The following is a 16,458-nucleotide window of genomic DNA, read 5'->3' on the forward strand; positions in this document are numbered from 1 at the left end:
TGGTCGTGCGTTCGTTGTCTGAGAACCTGTCCTTCGTTCCCGCCGACGAGGGGACCCCGTCGGCGCACGCCATCCAGAGCAAATGGCAGAAGTACTGGGCGGAGAACGAGACCTTCCTCACGGGCGGCGATGACGACAAGCGCCCGCGGCGGTACGTGCTGGCGATGTTCCCGTACCCTTCGGGCGACCTGCACATGGGGCACGCAGAGAACTACCTCTACTCCGACATCGTCGCGCGCTTCTGGCGCCACCGCGGGCACAACGTGCTCAACCCGATCGGCTGGGACTCGTTCGGTCTCCCCGCCGAGAACGCCGCGATCCGCCAGGGGGCCGACCCTCGCGAGTGGACGTACACGAACATCGCCCAGCAGAAGGCGGCCTTCCAGTCGTACGGCGTCTCGTTCGACTGGTCGCGCGTGCTGCACACCTCCGACCCGGAGTACTACCGCTGGAACCAGTGGCTGTTCCTGAAGCTGCACGAGCGCGGACTGGCCTATCGCAAGAAGAGCGCTGTGAACTGGTGCCCCAACGACCAGACCGTGCTGGCGAACGAGCAGGTCGTCGACGGCCGCTGCGAGCGCTGCGGCTATGAGGTCGTGAAGAAGAAGCTGACCCAGTGGTACTTCAAGATCACCGACTACGCCGACCGCCTGCTCGATGACCTGAACCAGCTCGAGGGGTTCTGGCCGCACAAGGTGCTGCAGATGCAGCGCAACTGGATCGGCCGCTCGATCGGAGCCGACGTCGACTTCCGCATCGAAGGACGCGACGAGCCCGTCACGGTCTTCTCGACGCGCCCCGACACGCTGCACGGTGCGACGTTCTTCGTCGTGGCGCCCGACTCGGATCTGGCGTCCGAGCTCGCCGTCGGTGCCCCCGTCGAGGTGCAGGAGCGGTTCCGCACCTATCTGGAGCAGGTGCAGAAGGAGACCGACATCGATCGGCAGTCCACGGACCGCCCGAAGACCGGTGTGTTCCTGGAGCGCTACGCGATCAACCCGGTCAACGGCGAGAAGCTGCCGGTCTGGGCGGCCGACTACGTGCTGGCTGACTACGGTCACGGCGCGGTCATGGCCGTGCCGGCGCACGATCAGCGCGACCTGGACTTCGCCCGCGCGTTCGACCTGCCGGTCAAGGTCGTCGTCGACACCACGGCGCCCGTCACCGGTGCGATGCCGGTCATCGAGGTCGATGAGGAGGGCGTGCCGATCGACACCGGCGCCGCACTCGACGAGCAGAACCCCGCGTCCACCGGCATCGCCCTGACCGGCGAGGGGCGCATGATCAACTCCGGTGCGCTGAACGGTCTGTCCAAGCGCAACGCGATCGCCCGCGCGATCGAGCAGCTGGAGGCATCGGGCACCGGGCGTGCGGCCAAGAACTACCGTCTGCGCGACTGGCTGATCTCGCGCCAGCGCTTCTGGGGCACCCCGATCCCGATGCTGCATGCCGAGGACGGCCGGATCATCCCGGTCTCCGAGGACCAGCTGCCGGTGAAGCTGCCGAGCGTCGAGGGCCTCGACCTGAAGCCCAAGGGCTCGTCGCCGCTCGGTGCGGCCGAGAGCTGGGTGCAGACCGTCGACCCGGAGACCGGTGACCCGGTGCTTCGCGACCCCGACACCATGGACACCTTCGTCGACAGCTCGTGGTACTTCCTGCGCTTCCTGTCGCCGAACAGCGACACCGTCGCGTTCGATCCTGCTCAGGCAGCGCGCTGGGCACCGGTCGACTCGTACATCGGCGGTGTCGAGCACGCGATCCTGCACCTGCTGTACGCGCGCTTCATCACCAAGGTGCTGTTCGACATGGGGCTGATCGACTTCACCGAGCCGTTCTCGAACCTCATCAACCAAGGCATGGTGCTGCTCGACGGTGCCAAGATGTCGAAGAGCAAGGGCAACCTCGTGCTCTTCGAGGAGGAGCTCGACGCCTACGGAGCGGACGCGCTCCGCGTCGGACTCGCGTTCGCCGGGCCGGTGGAGGATGACAAGGACTGGGCCGACGTCTCGACGACCGGTGCGCAGAAGTTCCTGGCGCGTGCTCTGCGGATCGCGGGCGAGGTCGACAGCCCGGTGGACGTGGTGTTCGCCGGCGGCGATGCCGCGTTGCGACGTGCCACCCACAAGCTGCTGGCCGAAGCGCCGGCGCTCGTCGAGCAGACGAAGTTCAACGTGCTCGTGGCACGCCTGATGGAGCTCGTCAACATCACGCGCAAGACGATCGACGGCGCCGCCGGTGCCACCGACCCCGCCGTGCGCGAGGCCGCGGAGACCATCGCCGTGATGCTCGACCTCATCGCCCCGCACACCGCGGAGGAGATGTGGGAGATGCTCGGCCATGAGCCGTCCGTCGGCCTGGTGACGTGGCGTTCGGCCGACCCTGCCCTGCTCGTGGAGGACACGATCACGGCCGTCGTGCAGGTGGGCGGCAAGGTGCGCGCGCAGCTCGAGGTGTCGGCGCGGATCGGCGAGGCCGAGCTCGAGGCGCTCGCGCGGGCCGACGAGCGCGTGATCCGGTCGATCGGCGACCGCGAGATCGTGAAGGTCGTCGTGCGCGCGCCGAAGATCGTCAGCTTCGTCGTCAAGGGCTAGAGCCGTTCCTCCACCGGGGGCGATCCTGAGGGGTTGTCCCCGGTGCCTGGTTTCCGGGCGCTGTCGGGCGTCCGCGTCGGTCTAGCGTGGCGGGATGCCTCCAGAGCCGCCCCCGCCTGCGCCGCGACGTCGTCTGCGGCTGAGCATCGGCGCCGGTGTGGTTCTCGCGCTCGTCGTGCTCTCGGCGGCGGTCGGGTTCGGCATCCTGCGTGGCCAGGCGGCGCCGGTGGATTCCCTGCCGCTGTCAGAAGTCGGCGCCACCCCGGGCCCGACCGGCGAGCTCTACGTGCACGTGCTGGGAGCGGTCGCGCGTCCGGGACTCTATGTGCTCGACCTCGATGCGCGGCTCGTGGATGCCGTCGCGGCAGCGGGGGGAACGACCGATGATGCCGATCTGACGGCGGTGAATCTCGCTCGCGTCCTCGCGGACGGCGAGCAGATCATCGTGCCAACGGTGGGCGCGACCTCGGACGCATCGGGCGCCGCTGCGCCGGGCGACGACCGCATCGATCTGAACACGGCTGACCAGGCGGCGCTGGAGACGCTTCCGCGAATCGGCCCGGCACTCGCGGAGCGGATCATCACGTGGCGCGACGAGAACGGGCGCTTCGCGTCGGTGGACGACCTGCTCGCGGTGCCCGGGATCGGCGAGAAGCTGCTGGCCGGCATCCGCGAGGCCGTGCGCGTATGAGGCCCCGCGATCTGCGTCTGCTGCCGCTCGCGGCGGCGGTGTGGTGCGCCGCTCTCTTCTGCGTGCTCGTCCCGGGGGTCGCATGGGGGAGTGCGGCGATCGGCGGCGGCGCAGCCGCGTCCTTCCTCTGCGTGCTCGTCTGGTGCCGACGTGGTCATGGCCTGCGCATCGACGGTGGCGGACTGCTCGTGGTGGCTCTGGCCGCCGGTGCCGCGGTCGCGATGTCTGCGGGGTTCGCGTCACCCGCGCGCGACCGCATCGCAGAGTGGGACGGCCGTGTGGTGGAGGTGCTCGCCGACGTGACGTCCTCGGCGTCGGTCGGTCAGGACGGACGACTCTGGTTCGAGGCCGTGTCGGTCGGCGTCGGGCCACCGGGGAAGACGGCGCCGCTGTCGGCGCCTGTGCGGATCGGCATCGACCCGGCCGACGGGTTCGATCTCGGAGCGCGCATCCGCGTCACCGGAGAGGCGGCCGCGACCGATGCGGGGGAGCGCTCGGCCCTGGTCCTCTTCGGCGGCGACGCCGAAGTGATCGCGCCAGCATCGGGCGTGTTCGGTGCGGCGGCGGCGCTGCGGCTGGCCTTCATCGAACGCTCGCTCCGCCTGCCCGACCCGGGCGCAGGGCTCCTTCCCGGTCTCGCCGTGGGCGACACCCGTGCCGTGACCGACGCGTTGACCGACGACATGCGTACGAGCGGACTGAGCCACCTCACGGCCGTGAGCGGCGCGAACTGCGCGATCGTCGTCGGTGCCGTGTTCTGGCTGACCGCCCTGTGCGGCGGAGGACGGATGCTGCGCGTCGTGCTGGCCGCGACGGCTTTGGCGGGGTTCGTGGTGCTCGTCACTCCGGAGCCGAGCGTCATCCGCGCTGCCGTGATGGCCGGTGTCGCGATGCTGACCGTGCTGCTCGGCCGGCCGAGCGCGGGCGCGGGCATGCTCTCGCTCTGCGCCGTCGTGATCCTGCTCGCCGACCCGTGGCTGGCAGCGACTCCCGGTTTCGCGCTGTCGGTCGTGGCCTCCGGCGCGCTGATCCTGCTGGCACCGCCACTGAGCCGGGGGATGACGCGATGGATGCCCGGCCCCGTGGCGCTGGCGATCGCGGTGCCGCTCGCTGCTCAGCTCGCCTGCGGACCCATCATCGCCCTGTTCGCCGAGCAGCAGTCGCTCATCGGGATCGCCGCCAACCTTCTCGCGGCGCCGGCCGCCCCCGTCGCGACGGTGATCGGACTGCTCGCGTGCCTCGCCGCACCGATTCCACCCCTCGCGGACCTCTTGACGGCGTCGGCCTGGCTGCCGGCAGCGTGGATCGCGACGACGGCGTCGACCACGGCGCAGCTGCCGGTCGCCCAGCTCCTGCTCCCGGCGGGGATCGCCAGCTCGCTGCTGGTGCTCGTCGTCAGCGCCTCGCTGGCTGCCGCGCTGATCGGTCGGCGCGGCACCTCTTCTCCGCGGATCGCGCGGGCGATCGTGCTGGCACGACAGGGTGCAGCGGGCGTCCTCATCGTGGTGCTCTCCCTCGCCGGAGCGCATCTCGTCCTGTCCGGCCCGCTCGCCACATCCACGGCACCCGACGGCTGGTCGATCGCCGCGTGCGACGTGGGGCAGGGCGACGCGCTCCTCGTGCGATCCGCCGGCCAGGTGGCGCTGATCGACACGGGTCCGGAGCCGGGACCGCTTTCCGAGTGCCTGGCGTCGCTCGGCGTCCAGCGCATCGACCTGCTCGTGCTGTCGCACTTCGACCTCGACCACGTCGGTGGCACTGCTGCCGTCGAAGGGAAAGTCGGCACCGTGCTGCACGGCCCCACGGCAGAACCTGCCGATCAGCGGCTCATCGACGACCTGGCAGCCGCCGGGGCGCGCCTCGCACCGGCGTCGGCGGGCCTGCGGGGCGTCCTGGGGTCAGCGGCCTGGCGAGTGCTGTGGCCGCTGCGGGACTCTGCGGCCTTCCCGCCCGGCAACGACGCGAGCGTGGTGATCGACTTCGCCGGCGGAGAGGTGCCCCGCTCCCTGTTCCTCGGAGACCTCTCGGCCGAGCCGCAACGCATGCTGATGCGCTCGGTGCACCTCGGCGCATACGCCGTGGTGAAGGTCGCGCATCACGGCAGCGCGGATCAGGATGCCGGACTGTACGACGCGGTGCAGGCGACGGCGGCGATCTTCAGCGCCGGAGCCGACAACGACTACGGCCACCCGCGGGAGGAGACTCTCGACCTGCTCGCCGCAACCGGCGCACATCCTCTTCGTACCGACACGCAGGGGCGCATCCTGCTCGGCATCCGCGATGGCCGGCTGCAGGTCTGGACGGAACGGGACCCGTGACCGTCCTCACGCGCTCGTGAATATACATCGGGGCGTTTCCCTGTACGCCAGGGAGGTATCCTGCTGCCATGCCTCTCACCCTCGGCGAGCTCATCGCGGACCCGGAGCTGGACATCCGTGTCGAGTACTGGAACCGCGACGCGGATCCGGTGGTCACGGGTGCGCACGTGTCAGAACTGCTTCGTCCCGGCGAATGGCTGGCAGGCGGCGAGATCCTGATGACCGTCGGTGTGCAGCTTCCGATCACGCCGGACGACTGCGCCGCCTACGTCCGCGACGTCAAAGAGGGCGGTGCCGTCGTTCTCGCGCTCGGTCTCGGGCACCGGCTCCCGCACCAGTCGGTGCCGCCGCTCCTCATCGAGGCGGCGTTGGCAGAGGACCTTCCCCTACTCGGCATCCCCGAGGAAGTGCCCTTCATCTCGATCACGAACGCGGTGTACGCGGCGATCGTCCTCGACGAGCGGCACGCTCTGGAGCGGCTCGTCGAACTGCACAAGTCGCTGACGTTCAGCGCGGCATCCGGAGGCGGACTGGAGGGGATCGTCGCGACCTGGACCGCGGCGACCGGCGTCGGCGTCGTGGTCACCGACCCCCTCGGCGTGCAGATCGTGGCCAGTGATCCCTCGGAGGGAACCCATCCCGAGGAGGAGACGCTGCGCGAACTCGCGGCCGTGCTGGCTCCGAAAGGCGTGCGCGGGGCGCTGAAGACGACGATCGACGGCCAACCCGTCGAGGTGCAGCCGGTCGGAACGACCAGGCTGCGTGCGTTCGCGATGCTCATCGGCAACACAGGTCCGCTCATCCCGGTGGCGACCACCGCGCTGATCTCGATCCTCGCGCTCGAGCTGGAGCGACGATGGCTGACGAGCGAGCCGGACAGACAGCAGCGAGCGCGGGACTTCCAGCGAATCCTCATCGCCGAGTCGGAGAGCGAGGCCGAGGCGCTGGTCCGCGCCGCAGGACTGACCGGCGCGGAGTTCCGATGCATCGCCGTCGACCCCGGCGACGGATCTCCCACGGACCTGGTCGCAGATCTCTCACTGACCATCCGGGGCGGGCTCATCCGGCACACGGAGGGTGGGCCCGTGGAGGCCATCGTCGCGAGCGACGCCGACATCGAGGAGGACCTCCGCCGTTTCGCCCCCGCATCGGCCGCGGGGATCGGATCGTTGATGACCCCCGGGACGCTCGCGTCCTCGCGGGCGCAGGCGATGGCGGCGCTGGTCACCAGTCGCACGCTCGGGCGTCCGGTCGCCTACCGACGCGGATTCACGCAGGACTGGCTCACGAACGCGACCGACCTCGAGATGGCGCAGACGTTCAGCGATGCGGTGCTCGCGCCGCTCACCCAGGCCGACCCGAGCGGCGCGCTGGTGGCGACGGTCGAGGCCTGGCTGACCGCCAACTGTCAGATCGATCCTGCGGCGGAGCGCCTGCGCGTCCACCGGCACACGGTGCGCGCTCGACTCCGCAAAGTCGAACAGCTCATCGGCCAGCCGCTCGACCAGCTCGATACACGGGTCGAGCTCTGGCTCGCCCTGACCGCGAAGGGCGTGCACCGGCTCCCGAACGCCAGGCCGATGGATTCCTGAGCGAACTGCTCACAGACTGATGCGCCTCGCCGGGGGGCGAGGCGCATCAGCCGTTCTACCTGGTCGCGACGAGCGCGGAGCGTGGATCCGACACCAGCTCCTCGACGGCGTCGCTCCAGGAAGTCCCCTGCCGGATGTGCCGTCGAGCGGCGACGATGGCCCGACGCATGGCGATTCCGCACGCGGCGGAGATCCGGTCGCCCGAGCGGGCGAGTGCCAGGAACCCGCCGTCCGGGAGGTCGTCGTGCACGACGACCATCTCCTCGCCGGATGCCACACCGACGAACTGCAGCCGCTTGCCGTAGACATCCGACCAGTAATACGGAACCGTGTCGAACGGTTCCTGCGCGTCGGTGACGGCGTTGCGGCCGGCACACGCGCCCTGCTCGGCAGCCGGGGTCCAGTGCGGACTTCTCAGCCGACGTTCGAAGAGCTCGCTGGGCCAGGAGACGATGTCCCCGGCCGCGTACACGTGCGGCGCCGCGCGGAGGAACTCGTCGCACACGATTCCGCCCGGATCGAGCTCGACCCCGGAGCCTGCCAGCCATTCGGTCGCCGGCTCACCGCCGATGCCGTAGGCGACGACGTCGGCGGCGACCTCCGACCCGTCGGAGAGCACGATGGATGATGCGCCGACCTCGGTGATGGTGCATCCGAGCCGAACATCGACACCGTGCGCGCGATGCATGCGGACGAGCGCGTCGGCAGCCTGCGTGCCGAGCGCGCCCGCCAGCGGTCTCGGCGTCGCGCTGAGGAGGGTCACATCCACGCCGCGGCTCCGTGCCGAACTGGCGAGCTCGGATCCGATGAATCCGGCCCCGAGGATCGCCAGGCGTCCCGCTCCCGCATCGAGGCGCTCCCGCAGCCGCAGCGCGTCGGCCATCGTGCGCAGCGGGTACAGGCTCTGCTCCTGCCGCTCCGTGCGGAAACTCCGGGATCGGTGGCCGACGGCCAGAATGATCGAGGAGTAGCTCAGCCATTCCCCGCCCACACGGACGCGCCTGCCGGCGACGTCGAGCTCCTCGGCGGATCGGCCGAGCCGCAGGTCGATGTCGAGTTCGCGCGTGAGCTCGTCCACATCGCGCAGCAGCACCTCCGGCGGTGCCGACTCCGTGATGAAGTCCTTCGACAGAGGAGGACGGTCGTAGGGCGGATGTTCCTCGTCGCCGATCATCATCAGCGCTCCGGAGTAGCCTGCCTGCCTCGCGCCTTCCGCCGCGCGGAGACCGGCCAGGCCGGCGCCGATGATGATCAGCGGCGGAGCAGGTTCTTCGACAGACTCGGGAGCAACGATCGGCGTGTCCATCAGCCGACTCGATCTCGCACGGTCATGGGGAACGCGGAATATCCCCAGACGCCGATGCGGTCGCGGCGCACGACGCGATCGGTCGCGACCTCGAAGGAGTCCCAGCGGCTGACGGCGTGCTTCAGCAGGGTGCGCATCTCGAGACGGGCGAGATGCTGTCCGAGGCACGCGTGGATCCCGCCGCCGAACGTGATGTGCGGATTCGGCGACCGATGGATGTCGAGCACGTCAGGATCGGTGAAGACGCGAGGATCGCGGTTCGCAGCCAGGATGGCGAGCTGGATGGACTCGCCCGCCTTGATGACCTGATCGCCCAGCACGATATCGCTGATCGCGACTCGTGCGGTGAACGGCGAGGGCGATGCGAAACGGAGGAACTCCTCGGCAGCGCCCGGAATGAGCTCGGGGTCTGCCTTCAGCTCGTCCCAGACGTGCGGGAACTGCGTCATCGCCTCGAACGCCGCCGGAATGATGGTGGTGGTCGTCTCCGTGCCGGCGGAGACGAGCTCTTCGAGGCGGATGACGGCCTCCTGCTCGGACAGCAGCGTTCCCTCCTCCAGGCCCCGATGCAGCTTGTAGAGGACCGTGCCGGGCTCGGCGGTCGGCCCGAACGTTCGCAGAGCGTCGCGGAGGTGGTCCTCCAGGTTCTGGGCGGCGGCGTCGCTGAGCTCCAGGTCGATGCTCTCGAGATGCGGCTCGAGCGAACGGGTCAGGTCGATGGCCCAGTGGTTGAGTTGCAGCGCGTCCTCGGGCTCGTACCCGATCAGCTTCGTGACCACCGCGAGCGGAAGCGGCACGGAGATCGAGTCGAGGACGTCGAACTCGGTGTCGGCTTCGAGGTCGTCCAGGAGGCGGATGACCGTCTTCTCCACGATGTCGGCGTAGTCGCGCTCGACCGCGCGGGGCGTCAGGAGCGGTGCCGTGTGGCGTCGCAGGCGGGGATGGTCAGGCAGGTCCGTCGTCACGAGCGCGCCCTCGATGCCTCGAGCGATCGCAGTGCCTTTGCCGAACGGGCACTGCTGCGCGTAGTCGGTGATCTTGTAGAGGCTCGCGTGGGCCTCTTCGAGGTTGTTGAGCACGCTCACGACGTCGGCGTGGCGACTGATGATCCAGCTGCCGGCGGCATCCGACCAGTGGACCGGGTTCTCTTCCCGCATCGCGTTGAACACCGGGACCGGGTTCTCGTAGAGGGCGGGATCTGCGAAGTCGAGCGTCGTGCTCATGGCATGGTCCTTTCAGTGGAGAGGATCGGGAGGTCGGCGGACGTGAGAGCAGGACGATCGAGGACACGGGACAGGATCACGAACAGGACGGCGGTCACGAGCCCTCCGAAGAGGATGGACATGTCGACGCCGCCGAGCCACCGGGAGATGGGGCCCTGGTAGGACGCCCCGTTCAGGGAGAGGAGGGCGATGACCGATCCGACGAGCAGAGCGACGATGCCGGAGATCCGGAAGCCCCCGCGGTACCAGAACGGGCTGTCCGGGGAGGTGACAGACAGGGCTCGGCCGTCGTAGCGACCGCGACGGCGGATGCTGTCGATGAGGAGGATCGCCGTCAGGGGTGCGGCGATCGAGCCGAGGCAGGTCAGTCCGAGCTGGAGGATGCCCAGGAAGTCGTCGGCGAGGAAGAGCACGTAGACCGTGGCGGCGGCGGCCGTGAGGCCGAGTGCGATCACCGCGGTCACCCTGTTCACCGGAACACCCGCGGCCTGGATGCCGAAGCTCCCGCCGTAGATCGTCATGACCGTGTTCATGATCGAGCCGATCACGATGACCACGACGAGGACGGTTCCGAACCAGTCCGGAACGAGTCCCACGAGACCGGCGATCGGGTCGGTCATATCGGTCGCGGTCGCGGCGAGCACGCCGATCAGCTCGAGGCCGACCAGGGGGATCATGCCGCCGAGACCGACCGCGAGGACGATCGGGGTGCGTCGTGCCGTGCTCGGGATCTGCCGCGCGAAGTCGGCGGCGCTGCCCCAGGAGAGCGGCATCGCGATGCACAGGGTCAGGGCGATGATGAAGCCGATCACCGGCTGATCCGTCGGGACCGGTACGAAGGCCGCGAGATCGACCTTCTGCACGACGAAGAAGGCGAGCAGGACGAAGGCTGCGGCGATGATGATGGTCAGGACACCACTGGTGCGGACCATCATGTTGTAGCCGTAGATGGCCAGTCCCACGGAGGTGAGCACGATCAGCCCGCACACGACGGCCGTCGTCGCGGGACCCTGCGCGATGCCGAGTCGCTCGGCGATCACCAGGCCGCCCTGGGTGCCGATGACCAGATTCACGGTCGTCACCATGGCGGACAGGACGACGACGACGCCGGCGCCGAAGATCCGATTCCCGCGTAGACCGAAGATGGCCCGGGTGATGATCGAGGTCGGCACTCCACCGGCAGCGCCGAGTGTGGCGAACCACCCCATCAGGAACATCAGGGTGTTCGACAGGAGGATGACGACGACGGCCTGCCACACTTCGAGCCCGAAGAGCATGATCGTCGCGCTGATGACCACGTAGAGCTGGGTGACGTTGGCCGAGAGGAACATGAAGAAGAGGTCCCGCGGTCGACCGGATCGCTGCTCGTCGGGGATGAAGCTCGCGCCCTGGACTTCGACGGCACTCGCGCTGGCGTTCATCGCCGCGCCTACGCCTTCTCAGCAGACGACGGCGAGCCGATCTCCAGGAGGGTGATCGCCTGCGTCGGGCACCGGACGCACGCGGCCTTCACATCTTCCAGAGAGGCGCCGTGCACCTCGGCGATCATGACCTGGGCGATGCCGTCGTCATCGATCTCGAAGACATCGGGGGCGAGCTCCTCGCAGATCCCGTGGCCTGTGCATTTGACCTGATCAACCATTACACGCATGAGAAGTCCTTCATCGGATTGTCCTTCGGGGGACGGGGCGGTCGCGTCTCTGCGCCGTCCCATTCCCGGAACGATATGGCGGTAGGTGCTCGTCCGCACATATCCGCCGTGTACAAGAATCCGGCGCAGGTTGGCTGCCGTGTACGTCGCGGCGAGGTGGGCACGGGTGGTGGAGTGGCGGAACGCCGGTGAGTCTCACGGCCCACTCATCCCTTGTGCGAGGAGAAACGTCAATGTCGACGACACCCATCGAAGAGGCTCGCAGCCTCCTGAACCCATCCAATGCACCCACTCGATACGCCGAGCGCTCCGTCGGGCCGTTCTCCCTCGCGGCCATCTGGTTCGCCATGGCGATCCAGGTGGCGATCTTCATCGCCGCGGGACAGATGACGAGCAGCTTCCAGGTCTGGCAGGTGATCGTCGCCATCGCCGCAGGCTGCACGATCGCAGTGATCCTGCTCTTCTTCACCCAGAGCGCGGCGATCCGCTGGGGCATCAACTTCACGGTCGCCGCGCGGATGCCTTTCGGCATCCGCGGATCGCTGATCCCGATCACGCTCAAGGCCCTGCTCTCGCTGTTCTGGTTCGGTTTCCAGACGTGGCTGGGCGCGCTGGCACTCGATGAGATCACTCGTCTCCTCACCGGATTCACGAACCTGCCGCTGTGGATCGTCATCTTCGGCGCGATCCAGGTCGTGACGACCTTCTACGGGATCACGTTCATCCGCTGGATGAACGTCTTCGCCTCGCCGGTGCTCCTCGCGATGGGCGTGTACATGGTGTACCTGATGCTCGACGGCGCCGACGTGAGCCTCGGCGAGGTCATGTCGATGGGTGGCGAGAACCCTGGCATGCCGTTCTCGACCGCGATCATGATCTTCGTCGGCGGCTGGATCGCGGTCGTCGTGAGCATCCACGACATCGTCAAGGAGTGCAAGGTCGACCCGAACGCGTCGCGAGAAGGTCAGACGAAGGCCGACGCGCGATACGCCACGGCGCAGTGGCTCGGCATGGTGCCGGCATCCATCATCTTCGGATTCATCGGCGCCGCCTCGATGGTGCTGGTGGGGGAGTGGAACCCGGTCATCGCCATCACCGAGGTGGTCGGCGGCGTGTCGATCCCGATGGCGATCCTCTTCCAGGTCTTCGTGCTGCTCGCCACCTGGTCGACCAACCCCGCAGCGAACCTCCTCTCGCCGGCGTACACGCTGTGCAGCACGTTCCCGCGGGTGTTCACGTTCAAGACCGGTGTGATCGTCTCGGCGGTCATCGGCCTGCTGATGATGCCGTGGCAGTTCGCCGGTGTGCTCAACACCTTCCTGAACCTGCTCTCGAGTGCACTCGGCCCGCTCGCGGGGATCATGATCAGCGACTACTTCCTCGTGCGCCGCCGCCGGATCAGCCTGCACGACCTGTATCGGACCAAGGGCATCTACACCTACTGGCGCGGCGTCAACTGGGTCGCACTCGCGGTCTACGCGGTCGCGCTTGCGGTGTCGTTCCTCACGCCCGACCTGATGTTCGTGACCGGCCTGATCGCCGCCCTTCTGCTGCACATACCGGCAATGCGATGGGTGGCGAAGACCTTCCCGCTGTTCTCCGAATCCGAGAACCAGAACGAGGACTACCTGCGACCGATCGGCCCTGTGGCGCCGGCGGACGAATCAGCGACTGCGAACACGAAGGAGCAGAACCAACGATGAGAATCCATGTCATCAATCCCAACAGCTCGGTGGATCTCACCGATGCGGTGGCCGAGGCGGCGCGAAGTGTGGTGTCACCGGGAACCACCATCACCGCGGTCAATCCTTCGAAGGGCCCCACGGTCATCGAGGGCAGTTACGACGAGGTGCTGGCCACGTATCACCTCGTCGAAGAGGTCCGCCGCGCGGAGCGCGAAGACCGACCGGATGCCTACGTCATCGCCTGTTTCGGCGATCCAGGTCTCGACGCCGTCAGGGAGCTCACCGACAGGCCCGTGGTCGGAATCGCCGAGGCGGCGATCCAGATGACGACCTTCGTCGCCGCGAGCTTCTCCATCGTGAGCATCCTCCCGCGCGTGCGCAAGCATCTGCACGAGCTGGTGCACCGGGCGGGGGCAACGGATCGACTCGCCTCCCTCAAGCTTCCGGATCTCGGAGTGCTCGCATTCCACGAAGACGAGGCAGCGGCGTTCGAGACCCTCCGGCGAGTGGCAGGTGAGGCGGTGCGCGAGGACGGCGCGGAGTCGATCGTGCTCGGCTGCGCGGGCATGGCCGGATTCGCCAGACAGCTGAGCGAAGAGCTCGGTGTCCCCGTGATCGACGCGGTCGAGGCAGCCTGCCGCGTCGCGGAGAGCCTCGTCGCCCTGGGGTACCGCACCAGCAAGGCCAACACCTATCAAGCACCCACCGAGAAGCAGTACCTCTAACGAGAAGGAGCGATGTCATGTTCGACGTCATTGTGAAGAACTGTCGAGTGGTTTCCAGTCAGGGCATCATCGAAGCCGACATCCTCGTGAAGGACGGCCGGATCGCCGCCATCAGCGAGGAGCCCCTCGAGGCCGAAGCGGCCCGGACCATCGATGCCGCAGGCAGGTTCGTGATGCCCGGTGTGGTCGACGAGCACGTGCACATCATCGACATGGATCTGAAGGAGGTCTACGGGCGATTCGAACTCGATTCCGAGTCGGCGGCCGTCGGCGGTGTGACCACCATCATCGAGATGCCGATCACGTTCCCGCCCACGACCACCCTGGAGGCCTTCCTCGAGAAGAAGAAGCAGGGGGAGCAGCGGCTCAAGGTCGACTTCGCGCTGTACGGCGGCGGAGTGCCCGGAAACCTGAGCGAGATCCGGAAGATGCATGATGCCGGTGCCGTGGGCTTCAAGTCGATGATGGCGGCCTCCGTTCCCGGGATGTTCGACGCCGTCGACGACGGACAGCTGTTCGAGATCTTCCAGGAGATCGCGGCCTGCGGCTCGGTGATCGTCGTGCACGCCGAGAACGAGATGCTCATCCAGACGCTGCAGAAGCAGCTCAAGGCGGCCGGGCGCAAGGACCTGGCGGCGTATGAGGCGTCCCAGCCGGTCTTCCAGGAGAACGAGGCGATCCAGCGCGCGCTGCTCCTGCAGAAGGAGGCGGGCTGCCGACTCATCGTCGTTCACGTGAGCAACCCCGGCGGCGTGGAGCTGATCCACAAGGCGCAGTCGGAGGGTCAGGACGTGCACTGCGAGTCAGGCCCTCAGTACCTCAACCTCACAATGGATGACGCCGAGAAGGTCGGCCCGTACATGAAGATCGCCCCGCCGGTCCGTTCGGCCGAGCTGAACGCCGTCCTCTGGGAGCAGCTCGAGAAGGGGTACATCGACACGCTCGGATCGGATCACGGTGGGCACCCCGTCGAGAACAAGGAGGGCGGCTGGGACGACATCTGGACGGCCAGCAACGGTGCGCTGGGACTGGAGACGTCGCTGCCGATGATGCTGACCAACGGCGTCAACAAGGGCCGCGTCTCGCTGGAGCGACTGGTCGAGGTGATGTGCGAGAACCCGGCGAAGCTCTTCGGGATCTATCCGCAGAAGGGCACGCTCCAGGTCGGCTCGGACGCCGATCTCCTCATCCTCGATCTGGAGATCGAGGACAGGAAGGTGGATGCTTCGCAGTTCCGCTCGCTCCTGCACTACAGTCCGTTCGATGGACGGCCGGTCACCGGCGCGCCCGTCCTCACGATGATCCGTGGAACGGTCGTCGCCCAGGACGGAGAGATCCTCGTCGACCAGGGCTTCGGGCAGTTCGTGACCCGGCGCGACAGCGAGGTGTCGTCGTGACGCTGCAGCAGGCGCGGGCCGATCGCATCGAGGAGGAGCTCTGGACGCTCTCCCGCTTCTCGGTCGAAGGTCCCGGCGTGACACGTCTCACGTACACTCCGGAGCACGCTGCCGCGCGAGAGGTGATCGTCGCCGCCATGCAGCGGACGGGGCTGAGCGTCCATGAGGACGCTCTCGGCAACATCATCGGTCGGCGCGAGGGGAGCGACCCCGCTCTGCCGGCGATCGCCTTCGGCTCGCATTTCGACTCGGTCCGCAACGGCGGGATGTTCGACGGCACCGCGGGCGTGGTGTGCGCGCTCGAGGCGGCGAGGGTGCTGCAGGAGAGCGGATATGTGAACCGTCATCCTCTCGAGGTCATCGCGATCGTCGAAGAGGAGGGCACCCGCTTCAGCAGCGGCATGCTGGGCGGTCGCGCGATCGCGGGGCTCGTGTCCGACGCCGATCTGGACACCCTGGTGGACGAAGACGGCGTGACGGTGCGAGAGGCGGCCACGGCCTTCGGGCTGGAACCGGGTGAGCTGCGGGCGGCGGCCCGTACGAGGGATGACCTTCGCGCCTTCATCGAGCTGCACATCGAGCAGGGGCCGATCCTCGAGCAGGAGAAGGTGGAGATCGGCGTCGTGACGGGCATCGTCGGTGTCCGCGCCTTCCGGATCACCGTCGACGGCAGGAGCGATCACGCCGGGACCACCCCCATGCACCTGCGGCAGGACGCGCTGGTGCCGGCGGCGCTCATGGTGCGAGAGATCAATCGGTTCGTCAACGAGATCGCGGACGGCACGGTGGCGACCGTCGGCCACCTCACGGTGACCCCTGGTGGGCTCAACCAGGTTCCGGGAGGCGTCGAGTTCACGCTCGACCTGCGATCGCCCCACGAGGAGTCGATCCGGCTCCTGGTCGACAGGATCGAGGCGATGGTGGCAGAAGTAGCCGCCGCGGCCGGAGTCGAGGCCGCGGTGAACGGGTTCTTCGCGCTCAGCCCTGTCGGTCTGTCTCCGGTGGTCGTGGATCGCGTGCGCGAGGCGGCGTCCGAACTCGGCTTCACCCATCGCGACATCACGAGCGGGGCAGGGCACGACTCGATGTTCATCGCCCAGATCACCGACGTCGGAATGGTGTTCGTCGCCAGCCGCGCCGGGCGAAGCCACGTGCCGGAGGAATGGTCCGATTTCGACGATCTGCGGAAAGGGACGGATGTGGTCCTTCGCGTCGTGACGGCGCTTGACCGGTGACGCTGCGGGGGCCGGGCGAGAGCGTCGCGGCGAGTCGCGCTAGG

At 68.1% G+C, this 16,458-nt stretch carries 12 protein-coding genes; 8 read left to right on the forward strand and 4 right to left on the reverse strand.

From position 1 onward, the window contains the following. Positions 1-14 precede the first annotated feature (14 nt). From leuS to ABS642_RS02445, 4 genes are all read left to right on the forward strand, one after another. Positions 15-2,591, forward strand: coding sequence for a leucine--tRNA ligase (gene leuS / locus ABS642_RS02430; protein WP_350352124.1), 2,577 nt, complete (start codon positions 15-17; stop codon positions 2,589-2,591). Between the two features lie 94 nt (positions 2,592-2,685). Continuing rightward, positions 2,686-3,282 carry a ComEA family DNA-binding protein gene (locus tag ABS642_RS02435; RefSeq protein WP_350352125.1) on the forward strand — a complete coding sequence of 199 codons (597 nt, stop codon included), beginning with the start codon at positions 2,686-2,688 and terminating at the stop codon, positions 3,280-3,282. After that, the gene (locus ABS642_RS02440; protein ID WP_350352126.1) at positions 3,279-5,600 is read left to right on the forward strand and encodes a ComEC/Rec2 family competence protein; all 2,322 of its coding nucleotides are present in this window, start codon (positions 3,279-3,281) and stop codon (positions 5,598-5,600) included. Before ABS642_RS02435 ends, ABS642_RS02440 begins: the two co-directional genes overlap by 4 nt. A gap of 68 nt (positions 5,601-5,668) precedes the next feature. Next, positions 5,669-7,192, forward strand: a complete 1,524-nt coding sequence (locus tag ABS642_RS02445; RefSeq protein WP_350352127.1) for a PucR family transcriptional regulator — start codon at positions 5,669-5,671, stop codon at positions 7,190-7,192. A 55-nt stretch (positions 7,193-7,247) separates the two neighbouring features. Here the strand turns inward: ABS642_RS02445 and ABS642_RS02450 are convergent, their stop codons facing one another. The 4 genes from ABS642_RS02450 to ABS642_RS02465 are packed head-to-tail and all read right to left on the reverse strand — an operon-like array spanning position 7,248 to position 11,372. Beyond that, the gene (locus tag ABS642_RS02450) at positions 7,248-8,498 is read right to left on the reverse strand and encodes an FAD-dependent oxidoreductase (RefSeq protein ID WP_350352128.1); all 1,251 of its coding nucleotides are present in this window, start codon (positions 8,496-8,498) and stop codon (positions 7,248-7,250) included. Beyond that, complete coding sequence (locus tag ABS642_RS02455; protein WP_350352129.1) at positions 8,498-9,721, reverse strand: cytochrome P450; 1,224 nt, start codon at positions 9,719-9,721, stop codon at positions 8,498-8,500. The genes ABS642_RS02450 and ABS642_RS02455 overlap by 1 nt, the downstream gene beginning before the upstream one ends. Continuing rightward, the gene (locus tag ABS642_RS02460) at positions 9,718-11,142 is read right to left on the reverse strand and encodes a cytosine permease (protein ID WP_350352130.1); all 1,425 of its coding nucleotides are present in this window, start codon (positions 11,140-11,142) and stop codon (positions 9,718-9,720) included. Before ABS642_RS02460 ends, ABS642_RS02455 begins: the two co-directional genes overlap by 4 nt. 8 nt (positions 11,143-11,150) lie before the next feature. Continuing rightward, the gene (locus ABS642_RS02465; protein ID WP_282216894.1) at positions 11,151-11,372 is read right to left on the reverse strand and encodes a ferredoxin; all 222 of its coding nucleotides are present in this window, start codon (positions 11,370-11,372) and stop codon (positions 11,151-11,153) included. Between the two features lie 233 nt (positions 11,373-11,605). On the opposite strand from ABS642_RS02465, the gene ABS642_RS02470 reads away from it, so the two are divergent. The 4 genes from ABS642_RS02470 to ABS642_RS02485 are packed head-to-tail and all read left to right on the forward strand — an operon-like array spanning position 11,606 to position 16,414. After that, on the forward strand, positions 11,606-13,075 hold the full coding sequence (locus ABS642_RS02470) for a cytosine permease (RefSeq protein ID WP_350352131.1): 1,470 nt from the start codon (positions 11,606-11,608) through the stop codon (positions 13,073-13,075). Next, positions 13,072-13,782 (forward strand): aspartate/glutamate racemase family protein, encoded by a 711-nt coding sequence (locus ABS642_RS02475; RefSeq protein WP_350352132.1) that lies wholly within the window; start codon positions 13,072-13,074, stop codon positions 13,780-13,782. The genes ABS642_RS02470 and ABS642_RS02475 overlap by 4 nt, the downstream gene beginning before the upstream one ends. Before the next feature lie 17 nt (positions 13,783-13,799). After that, positions 13,800-15,179, forward strand: coding sequence for an allantoinase AllB (allB, locus tag ABS642_RS02480; protein WP_344708098.1), 1,380 nt, complete (start codon positions 13,800-13,802; stop codon positions 15,177-15,179). Next, the gene (locus ABS642_RS02485) at positions 15,176-16,414 is read left to right on the forward strand and encodes a M20 family metallo-hydrolase (protein ID WP_350352133.1); all 1,239 of its coding nucleotides are present in this window, start codon (positions 15,176-15,178) and stop codon (positions 16,412-16,414) included. The genes allB and ABS642_RS02485 overlap by 4 nt, the downstream gene beginning before the upstream one ends. Positions 16,415-16,458: the final 44 nt, after the last annotated feature.

Origin of the sequence: Microbacterium sp. A8/3-1 (genome assembly GCF_040267695.1) — a bacterium.
Taxonomy (GTDB): domain Bacteria; phylum Actinomycetota; class Actinomycetes; order Actinomycetales; family Microbacteriaceae; genus Microbacterium; species Microbacterium luteolum.